The 16,845-nt window shown below is 66.1% G+C and carries 19 protein-coding genes; 10 read left to right on the plus strand and 9 right to left on the minus strand.

Features of this window, described 5'->3' with window-relative positions:
* Positions 1-17: 17 nt before the first annotated feature.
* Positions 18-1,790: a serine protease gene (locus tag JDO7802_RS10855; protein WP_055085473.1), complete on the plus strand. Its 1,773-nt coding sequence runs from the start codon at positions 18-20 to the stop codon at positions 1,788-1,790.
* Positions 1,787-2,281: an NUDIX domain-containing protein gene (locus JDO7802_RS10860; RefSeq protein WP_055085475.1), complete on the plus strand. Its 495-nt coding sequence runs from the start codon at positions 1,787-1,789 to the stop codon at positions 2,279-2,281. The genes JDO7802_RS10855 and JDO7802_RS10860 overlap by 4 nt, the downstream gene beginning before the upstream one ends.
* A gap of 6 nt (positions 2,282-2,287) precedes the next feature.
* On the opposite strand, the gene JDO7802_RS10865 is transcribed toward JDO7802_RS10860, so the two are convergent.
* From JDO7802_RS10865 to JDO7802_RS10875, 3 genes are read right to left on the minus strand one after another with little or no spacing between them, the layout of a single operon-like run.
* Positions 2,288-3,736: a TrkH family potassium uptake protein gene (locus JDO7802_RS10865; protein WP_055085477.1), complete on the minus strand. Its 1,449-nt coding sequence runs from the start codon at positions 3,734-3,736 to the stop codon at positions 2,288-2,290.
* 31 nt (positions 3,737-3,767) lie between these two features.
* The gene (locus tag JDO7802_RS10870) at positions 3,768-4,688 is read right to left on the minus strand and encodes a DMT family transporter (protein WP_055085479.1); all 921 of its coding nucleotides are present in this window, start codon (positions 4,686-4,688) and stop codon (positions 3,768-3,770) included.
* Between the two features lie 55 nt (positions 4,689-4,743).
* Positions 4,744-5,049, minus strand: coding sequence for an NIPSNAP family protein (locus tag JDO7802_RS10875; RefSeq protein WP_055085481.1), 306 nt, complete (start codon positions 5,047-5,049; stop codon positions 4,744-4,746).
* A gap of 72 nt (positions 5,050-5,121) precedes the next feature.
* Here JDO7802_RS10875 and JDO7802_RS10880 point away from each other — a divergent pair, with 72 nt between their 5' ends.
* The 3 genes from JDO7802_RS10880 (at position 5,122) to JDO7802_RS10885 (ending at position 6,271) form a co-directional block, all read left to right on the plus strand.
* Positions 5,122-5,817 carry an ArsR/SmtB family transcription factor gene (locus JDO7802_RS10880; protein ID WP_055085483.1) on the plus strand — a complete coding sequence of 232 codons (696 nt, stop codon included), beginning with the start codon at positions 5,122-5,124 and terminating at the stop codon, positions 5,815-5,817.
* Between the two features lie 36 nt (positions 5,818-5,853).
* Entirely contained in the window at positions 5,854-5,985 is a 132-nt protein-coding gene (locus JDO7802_RS18700) for a hypothetical protein (protein ID WP_275934854.1), read from the plus strand.
* Between the two features lie 85 nt (positions 5,986-6,070).
* Positions 6,071-6,271, plus strand: coding sequence for a hypothetical protein (locus JDO7802_RS10885; protein WP_055085485.1), 201 nt, complete (start codon positions 6,071-6,073; stop codon positions 6,269-6,271).
* Between the two features lie 65 nt (positions 6,272-6,336).
* Here JDO7802_RS10885 and ilvC read toward each other — a convergent pair whose 3' ends face one another.
* Positions 6,337-7,359: a ketol-acid reductoisomerase gene (ilvC, locus tag JDO7802_RS10890; RefSeq protein ID WP_055085487.1), complete on the minus strand. Its 1,023-nt coding sequence runs from the start codon at positions 7,357-7,359 to the stop codon at positions 6,337-6,339.
* 133 nt (positions 7,360-7,492) lie between these two features.
* On the opposite strand from ilvC, the gene JDO7802_RS10895 reads away from it, so the two are divergent.
* Both JDO7802_RS10895 and JDO7802_RS10900 read left to right on the plus strand, forming a co-directional pair.
* On the plus strand, positions 7,493-7,948 hold the full coding sequence (locus JDO7802_RS10895) for an Lrp/AsnC family transcriptional regulator (RefSeq protein ID WP_055085489.1): 456 nt from the start codon (positions 7,493-7,495) through the stop codon (positions 7,946-7,948).
* Positions 7,945-8,403, plus strand: coding sequence for an Lrp/AsnC family transcriptional regulator (locus JDO7802_RS10900; protein WP_055085491.1), 459 nt, complete (start codon positions 7,945-7,947; stop codon positions 8,401-8,403). The genes JDO7802_RS10895 and JDO7802_RS10900 overlap by 4 nt, the downstream gene beginning before the upstream one ends.
* On the opposite strand, the gene JDO7802_RS10905 is transcribed toward JDO7802_RS10900, so the two are convergent.
* Entirely contained in the window at positions 8,400-9,020 is a 621-nt protein-coding gene (locus tag JDO7802_RS10905) for an HAD-IA family hydrolase (RefSeq protein WP_055085493.1), read from the minus strand. The genes JDO7802_RS10900 and JDO7802_RS10905 overlap by 4 nt on opposite strands.
* Before the next feature lie 149 nt (positions 9,021-9,169).
* On the opposite strand from JDO7802_RS10905, the gene JDO7802_RS10910 reads away from it, so the two are divergent.
* Entirely contained in the window at positions 9,170-10,300 is a 1,131-nt protein-coding gene (locus tag JDO7802_RS10910; protein WP_055085495.1) for an aminotransferase class V-fold PLP-dependent enzyme, read from the plus strand.
* 10 nt (positions 10,301-10,310) lie between these two features.
* On the opposite strand, the gene JDO7802_RS10915 is transcribed toward JDO7802_RS10910, so the two are convergent.
* Both JDO7802_RS10915 and JDO7802_RS10920 read right to left on the minus strand, forming a co-directional pair.
* The gene (locus JDO7802_RS10915; protein WP_055085497.1) at positions 10,311-11,492 is read right to left on the minus strand and encodes an FAD-dependent monooxygenase; all 1,182 of its coding nucleotides are present in this window, start codon (positions 11,490-11,492) and stop codon (positions 10,311-10,313) included.
* 28 nt (positions 11,493-11,520) lie between these two features.
* On the minus strand, positions 11,521-12,183 hold the full coding sequence (locus tag JDO7802_RS10920; RefSeq protein WP_055085499.1) for a pyrimidine 5'-nucleotidase: 663 nt from the start codon (positions 12,181-12,183) through the stop codon (positions 11,521-11,523).
* A gap of 106 nt (positions 12,184-12,289) precedes the next feature.
* Between JDO7802_RS10920 and JDO7802_RS10925 the strand changes: the two genes are divergently transcribed.
* Positions 12,290-12,925: a GntR family transcriptional regulator gene (locus tag JDO7802_RS10925; protein ID WP_055085501.1), complete on the plus strand. Its 636-nt coding sequence runs from the start codon at positions 12,290-12,292 to the stop codon at positions 12,923-12,925.
* 12 nt (positions 12,926-12,937) lie between these two features.
* Here JDO7802_RS10925 and JDO7802_RS10930 read toward each other — a convergent pair whose 3' ends face one another.
* Positions 12,938-14,986, minus strand: coding sequence for a glycosyltransferase family 2 protein (locus tag JDO7802_RS10930; RefSeq protein WP_055085503.1), 2,049 nt, complete (start codon positions 14,984-14,986; stop codon positions 12,938-12,940).
* Positions 14,987-15,053: 67 nt separating this feature from the next.
* The gene (carA, locus tag JDO7802_RS10935) at positions 15,054-16,199 is read right to left on the minus strand and encodes a glutamine-hydrolyzing carbamoyl-phosphate synthase small subunit (RefSeq protein ID WP_055085505.1); all 1,146 of its coding nucleotides are present in this window, start codon (positions 16,197-16,199) and stop codon (positions 15,054-15,056) included.
* 186 nt (positions 16,200-16,385) lie between these two features.
* Here carA and JDO7802_RS10940 point away from each other — a divergent pair, with 186 nt between their 5' ends.
* Entirely contained in the window at positions 16,386-16,844 is a 459-nt protein-coding gene (locus JDO7802_RS10940) for a GatB/YqeY domain-containing protein (RefSeq protein ID WP_055087213.1), read from the plus strand.
* Position 16,845: the final 1 nt, after the last annotated feature.

The following is a 16,845-nucleotide window of genomic DNA, read 5'->3' on the forward strand; positions in this document are numbered from 1 at the left end:
CCAATCCGAGAGATTCGATGCGTCTTGCCCTGCTGATCTGCGTGATGTCCGTTTTTGCCGGTCTGTCCACCGTCCCCGCCGCGGCCCAGGGCCGCGCCTTCGTCCAGATCGAGGCGCATCCGAACCTGGGCGAAGCGACGTCGCGGGCGCGCGCCTATGGCAGTGTCGTCAGCGACATCAACGGCTTTGCGCTGGGCGGGCGGTGGTACGCGATCGCGCTGGGCCCCTACGACGCCGATACGGCGGCGCGGACGTTGCGCCGGTTGCGCAGCGAAGGCCTGATCCCGCGCGATAGCTATGTCTCCGACGGCGAGAACTACCGCGATCGGTTCTGGCCCATCGGCGCGGGGGCGGTCGGCGCGCCGGTGACCCCCACCCCGGACGCAGCGCCGGGCGGATCGACAGCCGGGGCCGCGGCACCTTCGGCGGATGCCGGGATCGTCGCCCCGGCCCCCGTCGTCCTGCCCGACGAGACCCGGCGCGAGGCGCAGCGGTCCGAGCGACTGCTGACCCGCGAGGAGAGGATGGAATTGCAGCGCGCGCTGCAATGGTTCGGTTTCTATACCGCCGCCATCGACGGCAGCTATGGCCGCGGGACGCGCAATTCGATGGCCGCTTGGCAGACGTCGGCGGGTGTGGACGATGTGACCGGGGTGCTGACCACGCGGCAGCGCGAGCGATTGTTGCGGGAATATGAGGCGTCGCAGAAGGAATTGGGATTGCAGCCGGTCACGGTCGCGCAGGCCGGTCTGTCGCTGATCGCGCCGATGGGTCTGGTGCGGTTCGACCGGATCGAGGCGCCGTTCGTGCATTACGAGCCCAAGGACGACAGTGGCGTCCGTTTGTCGCTGATCTCGCAGGCGGGCGACCAGGCGGCGCTGGGCGGGCTTTACGAAATTCTGCAGACGCTGGAAATCGTGCCCACCGAAGGCGACCGGTCGAAGGCGCGCGACAGTTTCCGCATCACCGGGATCGCACCGACCCGGACGACGCAGGTCTTCGCCAAGCTGGAGGGGGGCCATATCGTCGGATATCTTTTGTCGTGGCCCGCAGCACAGGACGCGCTGGCCGCCCGTGCCTTGCCCGAGATGGAGCGCACGCTGGCGTCGTCGGGCACGCCGCTGCCGCCCGATGCCGGGTTCGAGCCGTCCGAGCAGAGTTTCGACATGGTGTCCGGCCTGGATGTGCGCCAGCCCCTGCGGTCCGCATCGGGGTTCTTCGTCACTGCGGCCGGGGCCGTCGTTACGGCGGCCGATACGGTCGCGGGCTGCGGGCGCGTCACGCTGGACCGCCTGCACGATGCGGATGTCACGCTGAGCCGTGACGGTGTCGCGGTGCTGACGCCGCAATCGCGGCTGGCCCCGGTCGAAGTGGCCGTTTTGGCCCCGACCGAAGGACGGCTTCGCAGCCCCGTGTCGGTCGGCGGGTTTCCGTTCGGCGGTGTGTTGGGGGCGGCCACTCTGTCTTTTGGGACGCTGGAAGACGTGCGCGACCTGGACGGGGACGCGGGCGTGATGCGCCTGTCGCTGGAGGCGCGGGACGGCGACGCGGGCGGTCCGGTCCTGGACCCGGCGGGACGTGTCGCGGGCATGTTGCTGCCCGACCCGTCGGATGGGGCGCGCGCATTGCCCGCCGATGTGACGTTTGCGGTCAAGGCGCGCCGTTTGCAGGACGTGCTGGCCGCCGCGCAGGTGACGGCCCGGACGTCCGACGCCTCGGCCCCGATTGCGCCCGAAGATCTGACGACGCGGGCGGTCGGTATGACCGTTTTGGTCAGCTGCTGGGAATGAGCGGCTTTGCCGACAGTTATCTTGGACAGCTGCGCGCGGCGCTGGGGCAGGTGCCGCTTCTGTCGGTCGGGGCGCGTGTCCTGATCGAAGACGGGCAAGGCCGGTTCCTGATCCTGCGCCGGGCCGACAACGGTCTTTGGGGCGTGCCGGGCGGCGGCATGGAAGTGGGCGAATCCCTTCTGGACACCGCGCGGCGCGAGGCCCTTGAGGAGACGAATGCCGGGTTGCGCGACCTGTTTGCCTTCGGGCTGTCGTCTGACCCGGTGGTCGAGCATTACGTCTATCCCAACGGCGATCCGGTTCAGAGCATTTCGTTGCTGACCCACGCCGATCACGATGGCGGGCCGCTGCGCGCGACCGACGGGGAGGCGACGGAGTTTCGCTTTGCCGCGCCGGGCGACATCGATCCGGCCACGTTCACGCCGCCCGAATTCCCGATCTTCGATCATTGGGCCCGGTTCCGCGAAACCGGTGCGTTTCAGGTGGTCTGACGCCCGTCAGGCGGCCCAGAAGCGGCGCGTGAAAAGGACATAGACGACCACCAGCTCCAACCGCCCGATCAGCATCGCTGCCGCCAATAGCCATTTGGCCGTGTCGGGTAGGGGGCCGAAGTTGCCGGCGGGGCCGATGATCGGACCCAGGCCGGGGCCGACGTTCGCCACCGCCGTCGCCGCGCCCGAGATCGAGGTGATCAGGTCCAGCCCGGTCATCGCAAGAGCCACGGAAAACACCCCCAGCGTCACGATGAAAAGTACGAAGAACGCCATCACCGACGACAGCACGTCTTCGGATACGGTGCGTCCGTCGTAGCGGGGGCGGAAGATGCCGTGAGGCGAATGGATGCGCCGCAACTGCGCCTTCACGGCCGCGAACAGGATTTGATAGCGGAAGATCTTGACCGAACAGGATGTCGATCCGGCGCAGCCCCCGATCAGGCCGCAGAAGAAGAAGATCGTGATGATGAACCCTCCCCAGGTCATGTAGTTCACGCTGGCGTAGCCCGTTCCGGTCGTGATGGAGGCGATGTTGAACAGCGCTTCGCGCAGGGCACGCTCCACCCCATAGCCATCGGTGAAGATCAGCGAGAGCATGACGAGGACGACCAGCACCGCGACCGTCCCGAAAAAGGCGCGCACCTGGCTGTTGGTGTAGAGCGAGCGCCCCTCGCCGCCCAGCATCTGGATGTAGAGGACGAAGGGCAGCGCGGCGGCAAGCATGAAACCGGTGGCGATATATTCGTGCGGTCCCTGGAACGCGCCGAAGCTGGCGTCGTAGTTGGCGAAGCCCCCCGTCGATACGGTGGTCATCGCATGGACGATGGCATCGAAGGTGCCCATGCCGGCGGCCCCGTAGGCCAGCGCGCAGGCGACGGTGATCCCGACATATATCGTGGAGATGCGCGACGAGATTTCCGCCGCGCGGGGCAGGACCTTGCCCATGGTGTCGAAGGCCTCGGACTTGAAGATCTGCATCCCGCCGACCCGCAGTTCGGGCAGGAAGACCATGGCCATGACGATCACGCCGATGCCGCCGAACCATTGCAGCAGCCCCCGCCACAGCAGCAACCCGCGCGGCAGGTCGTCAAGGCCGGAGATCACGGTCGATCCGGTGGTGGTCAGGCCGGACATCGCCTCGAAGAAGGCATCTGTGTAGCTTAGGTCGGCCGCGCCGATCAGAAGGGGCAACGCCGCGAAGATCGGCAGCGACACCCACACGCCCGAGGTCATCAGGAACGTCTGTTGCAGCGAAAGGCGGTCGCGGACCGCGTTGGAACAGGCCAGCGACAAGCACATGCCCACAAGGCCGGTGATCATCCCGGATTCGAAGAAGACGTGCCAGTGGCCGTTGTTTTCCAGCAGGTCGACCAGCATCGGCAGGGCCATCGACCCGCCGAGGGTCATCAGCAAAAGGCCGACTACATATCCGACGGGGCGCACGTCCAGCATTGGATCGGTGTCGGTCGCGGTGCCGTCGGTGTCAACCGCGCCGCTTGCCCGATTGCGACACGGCAAGACCCGCCGCGATCAGCGCCAGCGCGATGAAGAACCGGCCCGGCAGAACCTCCGACAGGACCAGCGCGCCGAAGAGCATGGACCAGACCGGAACCTGGTAATTCACCAGCGTCATGAACGACGGTCCGGCGGAGCGGATCACCTGCACCCGCAGCAGCGCCGCGAAGGCCGTGGGGATCAAGCCCAGGAACACGATGGCCCCCATGACGACCGGGTCCGCCGGGCCGGGCACGCCTTCGACCGCCAGCATCACGGGCAGAAGGATCACCGCGCCGACGACCAGCGTGCCCGCCGACAACCACATGCCGTCGATGGGCGGGCAGCGCCGCGTCAGGATCGACCCCGTGGCGTAGCAGACCGTCGCCGCGATGCACGCGATGCGCCCCAGGGCCGCCAGATCGCCGTCGCCCGCGGCCCCGATGCCAGGACCCAGCAGGACCAGCGCGCCGGTGAGGCCCAACCCGAAACCGCCCGCGCGGCGCAGCGTCAGCCGGTCGCCCGGCACGAAGAAATGCGCCAGCGGCAGCACGAACAGCGGCAAGACCGCCATCGACAGACCCGCAAAGGCGGACGGAACGTATTGCTGCCCCCAGGACAACAGCATGAAAGGGGCAGCGGAGGTCAGGATGCCGAGCACGATGATATAAAAGGCCAGAAGCGGCGAGGCCTTGGGCAGGGGCCGTCCCATCGCCACCACCAGCGACAGCAGGGCCAGGGCCCCCAGCGTCGTGCGGGCGGCCGCGACCGTCACCGGACCGTAGCCGCGCAGCGCCACCGCCACGACCATGAACGTCCCCCCCCAGATCAGCCCGAGGGCGACGATAGAGGCGTAGTTGCCGAGCGTCGGCGCGGAAACGGGTGTGTCGGTGGTGTGGGTGCTGGTCATTGCGGGCGACCTAGCGCGCGGCCCGCCACGGCAACAGCGAAATCGGTGGCGTCGATCACCGATCGGCCCGTCTGAGCCAGGTGCGGTCCTCGGACCGTATGAAACGCTCGGCCTGCGCGAAGGCATAGTTTTCGCGTCCCAGCGGATCGTCGAACAGGCGGGCGCGGTAGGCTTCGTAGGCGGCCAGGCTTTCGATGTCGTAGATGCCGTAGGCCAGGGTCGACGACCCTTCGTGCGGCGCAAAGTAGCCGCGCAGATGCGCGCCGCAGCGCGGGATCGCCGTGCCCCAATTTCGGGCGTAGGTCGCGAACTCCGCGCGCTTTGTCGGGTCGATATCGTAGCGTATGACGCAGGTGAGCATGATCTGTCCTTTCGTGATCCGGTTCAGACCTAACCTCTCGACAGGGGTACATGTTTCGGTCACGGTCGAACCATGCGAAACGGTCCTGACATCGCCGCCACCGCCGCCTTGATCGGCGATCCCGCCCGTGCGGCAATGCTGTCCGCGTTGATGGATGGGCATGCGCTGACGGCGACGGAATTGGCGGCTGAGGGTGGTGTGACGCCGCAAACCGCCAGCGCGCACCTAGCCAAGCTGGAGCGTGGCGGGTTGCTCGCCCGCGCCCGGCAGGGGCGGCACAGCTATTTCCGGCTGGCATCCGCGGACGTCGCACAGGTGCTGGAAGCGTTGATGACGCTGTCGCATGGGACAGGTCCAAGGCGCACGCGCCCCGGTCCGCGCGACGCGGCCCTGCGCGTGGCGCGGGTCTGCTACAACCATCTGGCCGGGGCCGAAGGTGTCGCCCTGTTCGAAGCGCTGCGCGGTGGTGGCGCTTTGCGGAAAGACGACGACATTCTGCGTATTACCGATCGCATGCGTCCTGCGCTGGCACCGCTGGGCGTGGATCCCGCCGCGTTGCCAGGACAATCCGCGATGTGCCGGACCTGTCTGGATTGGTCCGAACGGCGGCATCACCTGGCCGGGCGGCTGGGCCGCGCGATCCTGTCGGCGATGGAGGCCAAGGCCTGGGTGCGGCGCGATCCGGCCAGCCGGGCTGTCGTGATTCTGCCGAAAGGGCGTATTGGCATCGATCGCGTCATTGGCTTGGCTGCCGCCAATGCTATCTGATCCCGCAAAGACCGCACTAGCTCAAGGAACCGCAAAATGACCTATGCCGGATGGATCGTCATCTGCCTTATGGGGATCTTCCTCGCCGTCGTCGTCACCGCGCTCAGCAAGGCGAATGCCCGTGTGAAAGTGCTGTATGCCGACAAGTCGATCATGTCGGACGACTGAGGCTTGCCCGTGGCGGGCCGTCGCAGAGGGGAACAAGATCGCGTGACGGGGGTTTATCTCGTGAAGCATCCACAAGGAGAGACCCATGGGAATCGAGATACTCGTCGGCGGCCTGTTCCTCGTCACGCTCTTGGCCGGCATCGGCTTTGCCGTCTGGAGCAAGTCGCGCACCGAAAAACTGATGGACGAGGATCGCCCGAAGTCGACATCGCCGCTGGCGCGGGAAACGGCTGATCCAAAGTTCAAGCCGGATGATCGCGTGACCGATCCGCACAACGTCACCTGATATTCAGCTTATCCCAAAAAAAGGGCCCGCAGATGCGGGCCCTTTCGCGTTTCAGGACCTGTGCTTCAGTTCTTGGTCTTGTCGACCATCTTGCCGGCGGAAATCCACGGCATCATGCCGCGCAGCTTCTCGCCCGTCTCTTCGATCTGGTGGGCGTCGTTGATGCGGCGCGTGCCTTTGAACGACGGCTGACCGACGGCATTCTCCAACATGAAGTCGCGGACGAACTTGCCGGTCTGGATGTCCGTCAGGACCTCTTTCATGCGCTTCTTGGTTTCGTCGTAGGGCAGGATGCGCGGGCCGGAGACGTATTCGCCATACTCGGCCGTGTTCGAGATGGAGTAGTTCATGTTCGCGATGCCACCCTCGTAGATCAGGTCCACGATCAGCTTCACCTCGTGCAGGCACTCGAAATAGGCCATCTCGGGCGCGTAACCGGCCTCGACCAGCGTCTCGAAGCCCATGCGGATCAATTCGACCAAACCACCGCAAAGAACGGCCTGTTCACCGAAAAGGTCAGTTTCGCATTCTTCGCGGAAGTTCGTCTCGATGATGCCGGAGCGCCCGCCGCCGATGGCGGAGCAGTAGGACAGGCCGATTTCCAAGGCCTTGCCGGAAGCATCATTGTCGACCGCGACCAGGCAGGGCACGCCGCCGCCCTTCTGGTATTCACCGCGCACCGTGTGACCGGGGCCTTTGGGCGCCATCATCACGACGTCGACGCCGGCCTTGGGCTCGATCAGGCCGAAATGGACATTCAGACCGTGCGCGAAAGCGATCGCGGCCCCTTCGCGGATGTTGTCGTGGACGTATTTCTTGTAGGTTTCGGCCTGCAATTCGTCGGGCATGGTGAACATGATCAGATCGGCCCAGGCGGCGGCCTCGGCGATGCCCATGACCTTCAGGCCTTCGCCTTCGGCCTTGGCGGCGCTGGGGGAGCCGTCGCGCAGCGCGACGACCAGGTTCTTGGCCCCCGAATCGCGCAGGTTCAGCGCATGGGCGTGCCCCTGGGAGCCATAGCCGAGAATGGCGACCTTCATGTCCTTGATCAGGTTCACGTCGCAGTCGCGGTCATAGTAAACGCGCATTGGAATATCTCTCCGGTTTGTTTTCTGATCGCTGTCTAGCGCGGAAATTTCACGGGGACGAGAAGGGTCATGGCTATGATTTGCCTGTTTGGTAAGATATTCATTCGCCAGATAACATTTCGGCAGATATTTCATGCTCGACGACTTCGACCGGCGTATCCTGCGCATGTGGCAGACCGAACCGGAGATGACGGCCGCCGACCTGGCCGGCGCGCTTGATGTGCCGACAGCCCGCGTGACCCGGCGGATCGAACGTTTGCGCGAAACGGGCGTGCTGCGCGGGGTCAGCGCCGTGATCGATTGGGCGGCGTTGGGGTACGGCGTGGAGGTGTCGCTTCGGATCCAGATCGACAAGACCGTGGCGGGGGCCTTCGACGCCTTCATGGCCGCGGCCCGGAAGGTGCCGGAAGTCACAGAAATGCAAAGCTTCCTTGGTCGCGTCGATCTGCGCCTGACGGTGATCGCGCGCGACATGGCGCATTGGCAGTCGCTGTACCGTGACCGGATCCTGACCCTGCCGCATATCGCCGAAATCGAGGCGTTGATGCATGTCGCCACAGTCAAGACCGACCAGGCGTTGCCGATATGACCGCTGCGATCGACGATCTGGATCGCGCGATCCTGCGGGTGATCCAGACGAATGCCACGCTTTCGGCCGGGGCCGTCGGGCGGGCCGTCGGGCTGTCGCAACCGGCGGCGTGGCGGCGTCTGCGTCGTCTGCGCGAAACCGGGGTCGTGAAGGGGCGGGAATTGAACCTGGACCTGGAAAAGCTCGGCTTTGGCGTCACCGTGTTTCTTGGGATCAAGCTGGCGACCAAGGGGCAGGTCAGCCTGGAGGATTTCGAACGTGCGGTCAGCGCCATCCCCGAGGTGCGGCGGGTGGAGCATGTACTGGGCCGCTACGATTATCGCCTGCGGGTCACTGCCCGCGACTTGCCGGATTTCGAGCGGGTGCTGCGCCGCCGGATCATGGCGCTGCGCGGCGTGGGCGAAGTGGAGGCGAATGTTCTGGTATCGGAGGAACGCCTGACCGGCCCGCTTTAACGCGGAAGGCTCCACTGCAGGGCGTCGTGGGCCAGTGTGGAATAGCGGAAGGTGCGAAAGCCCATGGCACCGGCGGCATTCACGTTTGCCGAAGAATCGTCGATGAACAGGACCTCTCCGGCCTCCATCTCCAGCGCTTCTAGCACCTTCTCGAAGGCCTTCGGATCGGGCTTGGCGTGACCGAGCCGGGCGGAGGCGAAGAGGTGATCGATGCCGGGAAAATGCGGCAGCTGTCGTTCCACCCAATCCGCGCGGTATGCGTCGGCGTTGGTCAGGATCGCTTGCGTATATCCCTGCCGCGCCAGCCGCGCGACGGTTTGGATCAGCCGGGTGTTGGGGTGGAAATCGTTGTCGAGCCAGTGTTGCGCGACCTGTTGCGGCGTCGCGTCGACACCGCTGCCGTCGATCCATCTGCCGATCCGTTGCAGCAGATCCTCCCGCCCGGTCAGTACCGATTCCAGCGATCCGAAGACCGTGTCCACGAAGCCGTCGATGGGCTGACCGAACCGATCCTCGAACCCGTCGGACCACAGAAAGCGCCCGCGCGGGGCGTTGTCGTTGAGGACACCGTCGAAATCCCAAAGGATGGCACGGAGGGGGACATTCGCGACGATCATTCCGCATGCTAGCCGATCGATACACGTCTGGCGACCGAAAGACGCCGATCGGAAACGCATCGCGACATTCCGCGCCACTGCATGCCGAGATAGACTTTGCGCCGAGCCGGCCCGCGTGGAACATTGCCCGCCAACAGGAGGAGACGACGATGGCATTGCTCGACACGGTCGACCCGCAGGGGCTCGACGAATTTTCGGTGGTCTTCACCGACCGGTCCCTGAACTCCATGTCCGGTGGGTTCCAGAAAGTGATGCGCGACCTGCACGCGGGCCTGTGCGACGTCTATGCCGCCGATCACGTCGCAATCATTCCGGGTGGTGGGACGTTCGGCATGGAAGCCGTCGCGCGGCAGTTCGGGCAGGGGGCCCGGGCATTGGTCGTGCGCAACGGCTGGTTCAGCTATCGTTGGTCGCAGATCCTGGAGGCGGGGGCGTTTTCGGAAGGTGTGGAGGTCATCAAGGCGCGCCAGTCTGGCAACGACAGCAAATCCCCCTTCGCACCCGCCCCCATCGCCGATGTCGTCGCCCGCATCCATGAGACGAAGCCCGATATCGTCTTTGCCCCGCATGTGGAGACGAGCGCGGGCGTGATCCTGCCCGACGACTATATCACCGCGCTGGCCGAGGCCGCCCATGCCGTCGGCGCGTTGATGGTTCTGGATTGCATCGCGTCGGGCTGCGTCTGGGTCGACATGAAGGCGACGGGCGTCGACGTTCTTTTGTCGGCCCCGCAAAAGGGTTGGAGCGCGTCGCCCTGCGCGGGCCTCGTGATGATGTCGCAGGCGGCGCATGATCGGGTGATGGCCACGACGTCGGACAGTTTTGCAATCGACCTGAAGAAATGGACGCAGATCATGGAGGCCTATCTGGCCGGTGGTCATGCCTATCATGCGACGATGCCGACAGATGCCTTGCGCGCATTCCGCGACACGTTGGAGGAGACGCGGGCCTATGGCTTCGCACGCCTGAAATCGGCCCAGTGGGAATTGGGCGAGAAGGTCCGAGAGATGTTCGCGGACAAGGGGATCCGATCGGTTGCGGCCGAAAGGTTCGGCGCGCCAGGCGTCGTGGTCAATTTCGCCCCGTCCGAGGAGGTCAAGACCGGCAAGGCCTTCATGGCGCACGGGATGCAGATCGCGGCGGGCGTGCCGCTGCAATGCGACGAACCCGCAGATTTCTCGACCTTCCGCATCGGCCTGTTCGGTCTGGACAAGCTGCAGGACGTCGACGGCACCGTCGCGCGCCTGCGCCGCGTCGTCGATCAGGTCTTCGCGACCTAGCGCAGGTCGGTCAGGACCCGCCCAGACCCAGTCGCATGACGCCGCGGCGGATGGGGGCAACGTCGTGCAGGGCGGAGACGCCCCGCGCGCGCAGGGCCCGCAGGGGTGCGATATCGGCGATGGATGTCCGGTTCAGCAAGTCGATGCCCGCCATCCGCAGGGTCACATCGGCGCGGCGCGCGCGGGCATAGGCGTCGAGCATGCGGTCGGATCCAATATCGCCCGCGCCGCACAGGTCGCGCAGGACGGCAACGTCCTTGAGCGATGTGTTCAGGCCCTGCGCCCCGATGGGCGGCATCCCGTGCGCCGCTTCCCCCGCCAGGGCCAGACGTCGGCCGGTGAATCGATCCGCCAGCACCGAGGTGATTGGCCAGGCGGCCCTGTCGGTCAACAGTGTGAGCGGGCCCATCACACCACCGGACCGATCGTTGGCGGCTGCTTCGAACGTGGCGGGGTCCAGATCCATCCGGTCGGATTGCGCGGCGGCATCGTCCATCCAGACGACGGCGGAGCGGTGCTGGCCATCGCGGTCGGGCAGGGGCACCAGGGTGAAGGGGCCACCGGTGCGATGCACCTCGGTCGAGATGTCGTGGTGCGGCGCTTCGTGACCCAAGGCGAAGACGATCGCCGTCTGCCCATAGTCGATCCGCCTTGCCCCGATCTCCGCCATATCGCGCAGCGGGCTGCGCCGCCCGTCGCAGGCCACGACCAATTTGGCCGTCACGCGTGGGCCGTCGGACAGCGTGACGCGTGCGCCGCTGGTCCGTTGCAGCAGGCCGTCGACCGAAACGCCGAACCGCAGATCCACCGTCTCCAACGCTTCGGTCCGGGCCAGCAGGCCGGCGCGCAGGGCCCAGTTCGGAAAATTCCAGCCGAAGGGCGCGTCGCCCACGTCCTGCGCCTCGAAATCGCGGGTGACGGGCGGGGATGCGGCGGCGTCCACAATGCGCATCGTCCAAAGATCGGTGCCGTGGGGGGCAAGCCCGTCCCAGACACCGGCCCGGTCCAGCAGATCGCGGGCGGGTTGCAGAAGGGCCGTGGTGCGCAAATCGGCCCCGGGATCGTTTTCGCCTGTAACCGGCGAGGCCGGGTCCACGAGGGTTACGCGGTGCCCTTCGGCCCCCAACACGCAGGCGGCGGCCAATCCGGCGGGGCCGGCACCGGCGATCAGGATATCTGTGTCATGTGTCATGTTCGACACGTAGGGCGCGGGGCCGGGTTCATCCAGCCGACAGGATGCCGCGCAGGAACTTCGTCAGGTCCGCAGTGTGATGGTGGATGTGCGGGGCGACGTGCGGCACCGGGGCGACGTGGACGGTGGTAAGCCCCATGGCGGCGGGCACGGCAAGGTTTCGCGGGCTGTCTTCGAACATGGCGGAGCGGGCGGGGGTCAGGCCGTCACGCGCGAAGACGCGGGCGAAGGCGGCGTGATCTGGCTTGGGCACATAGCCCGCATGTTCCACGCCGTGGACCGCGTCCCAGATGCCTGAAAGTCCGCGTGCCGACAGCACGTTTTCCGCATAGGGGGCCGTGCCGTTGGTGTAGATGACCTTGCGGCCCGGTAAGGCGACCAGGGCCGCGCGCAAGTCCGGATCGGGCGACAGGACCGAGAAGTCGATGTCGTGAACGTCGACGAGGAACGGTTCGGGGTCGGCACCATGTTCGCGCATCAGACCGGCGAGGGTGGTGCCGTGATCGTGCCACCAGCGCGCGCGCAGGCGGTCCGCTTCGGGCGCGTCCACGCCCAGGACGGCCATGATCCAGGCCACCATGCGGGCCTCGATCTGCGGAAAGAGGGGCGCGCTGGACGGATAGAGCGTTTCGTCCAGGTCGAAAACCCAGGTGGTAATGTCGTCCCACGTGGGGGGAATTGAAGGAGCCATCACGCTGGTCTGGCGTGCGGGTTCGGCGCGGTCAAGCCGGGCTTTCGCGGTTGTTCGGGCGCGGTCGGGGCGATAGCTTCGGCACGAAAGTGACGAAGGATGCGGAATGGCCCAAATCGCGCAGAAGGATGCACATGCCCTGATCCTGGATGCGATCGACCGGGGCGATTTCCGACCGGGCGACCGCCTTGTGGAGAGCGAGCTGGCCGACCGGTTCGGCGTATCCCGCACCCCCGTGCGCGAGGCGTTGCAGCGTCTGGAAACGCAATCGGTTCTGGTGCGTGACGGACGGTCGCTGATCGTGGCGACGCTGTCGCACGACCAGATGGCCGAACTTTACGCGGTGCGCACCGAACTGGAGGCCCTGGCCGCGCGTCTGGCGGCACAGCACGCGGCGCGCGAGGAGATCCGCGTGCTGCGCCGGATGGTGAACGAGGACGAAGCGTTCTTGGGCGATGCGCGCGCGTTGTCGCAGGCGAACCGCCGGTTTCACCGTCAGATCCATCTTGCATCGCACAACCGATATCTGGTGCAGCAACTGGGCATGGTACACCGCACGATGGCGCTGATGGCGACGACGTCGCTTGCTGCCGAAGGTCGGGGCGAGACCGCGCTGGGCGAACATCTGGCAATCGTCGATGCAATCGAAGCCCGCGACGGGGAGGCCGCGGCGGAGGCGCTGCGCCAGCATCTGAGCGAGGCGTTCGAGACGCGTCTGCGAGAGGAAGCGCTGCGCGAGTGATCGCGGCGGCGATCAGGGAACGGGCGCGGCCCCGACGCGGGTGATCGATGTCGTCGGATCGATATGCGCGATTTCCGCCCTGTCGGCCCCGCCGAACGCCCCGTGGTCCGTCTTGTCCCAATGAAACGGATCGAAAACGATTTCCACCAAGGCCTTCCAGACGGCAAATGTGGCGAGTGGGAAGTAAAGCTCCATCGTCGGGATCCAGCGGCGCAGCGGTTTGTGGTGTTCCGTTCCGCATCCGACCCAAGCGATGGCCATCGACGTCAGACCAGCGCCGAGCAGGATGATCGAAAGCGTCAGGATGCCGTTGCCCGGCAGCCAGTCGGTGATTGGATGGGCGATGCCGAAGGGGATCACGATTGTCGACCAGAGCGTCGGCATCAGCAGTGCGTTCAAGATCGATCCGAGAAAAAGAAGATGAAACCCCAGCCAGCGGCGTGGCCCCAGATCACGGAGCAGGCGCAGCGGATTTCGGGCGTGAACGGCCCAGGTCAGGATATACCCCTTCATCCAGCGCGAGCGTTGCTTGACCCATGCGATCGGGTGGGCGTTCGCTTCCTCCAGTGTGGTGGTCTGGAGGATTTCAGTGCGGTAGCCCATTCGCGCCAAGCGCACGCCCAGGTCCGCATCTTCGGTTACGTTGTGCGCGTCCCATCCGCCGACGATGTCGAGGGCGTCGCGGCGAAAGAACAAGGTGGTGCCGCCCAAAGGCACGGCGAGACCGAGGCGGGCCAGACCCGGAAGCACGAGGCGGAACCAGTTGGCGTATTCGATGGTGAAGCAGCGCGACATCCAGTTACGGGTCGGATTGTAGTAGTCGAGAAGACCCTGAAGGCAAGCGACCTTCGCGGGCGCCGATTGGAACCGGGTCGCGACCTTCATCAGCTGATCGGGTGCGGGCGCGTCTTCGGCGTCGTAGATGCCGACGATATCGCCATGGGTGAAGTTCAGTGCGTAGTTCATGGCGCGCGGCTTGGTACGGGGTTGGCCGTCAGGCACCGCGATGATCCGCATCCACGTGGGGAGGTTCGCGGCGGCAAGCGCCGTGCGTGTGTCGATGTCGTCGGCTTCGACGACGAGGCAGATGTCGAGAAGTTCGCGCGGATATTGCAAGCGGGACAGCCGCTCGGTCAGGGGGGCGGCGATGCCGGGTTCGCGGTGCAGCGGCACCAGGATGGAAATCGACGGCATCTTTCGCGCCACCATGTCCCGCGGGCGCACGGTCGAGAAGACGTGCGGCCGCCGTCGCAGGGCGATGACCGCGGCAAGGCGCAGGCCGAGGTTGCTGCACATGACCATCAGCCCAAGCGCGGTCGCGATGCGCAGCGCCGCGATCGGCCAGACGACCGTCGCCGCAAGCGCCAGCAGGACCAAGGCGGCAAGAGCCACGGGAAAAAGCCCGCCGCGCCATTGCCGACAGCTCATCGGTTTGGGCACCTGGCATTCCGCGCCGCGCGCAAGCCTTGGGCCGTGCACCTCGACCAGCCGCTTGTCGAGCACGCTGTCTGTCACGACGGCGAAAAGACACGGGCCCAGCACCGGGGGCAGCACCTCCGCCAGGTCGTCGAGCGTTTCGGGCCGGGCCGTGGCGATCAGGGTCATGCTGCCGACCCGGCGCCATGGCATGCAGCGGTAGCGCAGCGCCGTATCGAGGGGCATCCGGCGGGCCAGCGCGTCATTGTCGACTGTCGAGGGGGGCATGTCGTGCACGCGCCCGATGCCGCGTTGCTTGGCCAGCGCCTCGGCCAGCACGTCTTCGCTGACCATCGAACGGCGGAGCAGCACATCGCCCAAGCGGACCGACATCTGGCGCTGCAACATCAGGGCCTGAGCCAGGTCCGACCCGGTGATGGCCCCCATGTTCAGAAGGATTTCGCCCAGTTTCGGCCGTGCATCGGCCACCTGTCGCCGGACGGCGGGGGCGGCGGGGCGGGAGCCGACGGGTACATCGCGCATCCGCGTCAGGCGTCGCGCGATGACGCCGTCCGACCCGACCCCGTCGCTTCGATCGTCCTGGAACGGATCGTCGGCAGAACTCGAAACGGAAGACAGGGACATAGGGTACTCGGGCAATGACACCCGGACCCTGACGCCCAAATCTTAATCTTGCGTTAATGCCCCGGAATCACCCGCGCGCCGCCTCCATCGCGGCGGCGAAATCGTCGAACAGATAGGCGCTGTCATGGGGGCCGGGGCTCGCTTCGGGATGGTACTGTACCGAAAAGACAGGCTTGCCCGAAAGACGGATGCCGCAGTTCGACCCGTCGAAGAGCGAGACATGCGTCTCCTCCACCCCCTCGGGCAAAGATTGCACGTCGACCGTGAACCCGTGGTTCATCGACGTGATCTCTACCTTGCCATCCGTGCGCCGCTGAACCGGGTGGTTCGCGCCGTGGTGGCCGTGGTTCATTTTGATCGTCTTGGCCCCAAGGGCCATGGCAAGCATCTGATGCCCCAGGCAGATCCCGAAGACCGGCAACCCGCTTTCGACCATTTCGCGGATCATCGGGACGGCGTATTTGCCGGTCGCCGCCGGATCGCCCGGTCCGTTCGACAAGAACACGCCGTCGGGGTTGAGCGCCTTCACGTCCTCGGCGGTCGCCGTCGCGGGCAGGACGGTAACGTCGCAGCCGACCGAGGCGAGGGAGCGCAGGATATTGCGCTTGGCACCAAAGTCGATGGCGACGACCTTGTGACGTGGGTTTTCTTGCGTGCCGAAGCCATCCGGCCAGGCCCATTTCGTCTGGTCCCAGCGGTAGGATTGCGCGCATGTCACGTCGCGGGCCAGGTCGACACCTTCCAGTCCCTTGAACGCGCGGGCCTGGGCCACCAAGGCCTCGATGTCGAAATTGCCGTCGGGATCATGGGCCAACGCCGCGTGTGGCGCGCCCTGCTGCCGGATGGCGCGGGTCAGGCGGCGGGTATCGATGCCGCCGATGCCGATGCGGCCCCGGCTGGTCAGCCAGGCTTCCAGATCCTGCGTCGCGCGCCAGTTCGACGGATCGGTCGGGTCCCATTTGACGACCATGCCGGCGGCGACGGGGGTCGCCGTCTCGTCGTCTTCGGGGGTGACGCCGGTGTTGCCGATGTGGGGGAAGGTGAAGGTCACGATCTGCCCGGCGTAGGACGGGTCGGTCATGATCTCCTGATACCCGGTCATGGCAGTGTTGAAGCACAGCTCCGCCACGGACACCCCGGTTGCGCCGAATCCGCGGCCCATGAAGATCGTGCCGTCGGCAAGGGCGAGGCAGGCGGTCGGCGTCTGGGACATGGGGGCGCTCCGGCGATGACTGGGCAGACTTGCGGGGTCATACGGGGGGGGCGTGGGGGGGTCAACCGCGCGCGGGCCCGGACGGATGACGTTTCGGCAGGCACCGGCGGAACCGGGCCGAAGGATTTGCCGCATGGGCACAAGTCGGCTATGCCGCACGCTTCGATAACCACCGTGGGGAAGACGATGGATCTGCGCGAACGACTGAATGCCCGGCTCAAGGAAGCGATGCGCGAGAAGGACAGTCGCCGGGTGGGAACCCTGCGCCTGATCAACGCGGCGCTCAAGGACCAGGACATCGCGCTGCGCGCCGAAGGCCGCACCGTCGGCGACGCGGAGGCGACCGCGACCATGGCGAAGATGGTCAAGCAGCGTCAGGAATCGACCCGCGCCTACGAAGAGGCCGGGCGGCTGGAACTGGCGCAGGCGGAGATGGAGGAAATCGCCATCATCGAAGCCTTCCTGCCCAAGCGCCTGTCGGACGAAGAAGTCGCAACGGCCGTGAATGACGCGATCGCGGACACGGGTGCCACGTCGATCCGGGATATGGGCAAGGTCATGGGCGCGCTGAAGGCGAAGTACACCGGACAGATCGACTTCGGGGCCGTCGGGCCGGTCGTGAAGGACCGGCTGAACCAGGACTGAC

This window comes from Jannaschia donghaensis, from assembly GCF_001403795.1.
Taxonomy (GTDB): domain Bacteria; phylum Pseudomonadota; class Alphaproteobacteria; order Rhodobacterales; family Rhodobacteraceae; genus Jannaschia; species Jannaschia donghaensis.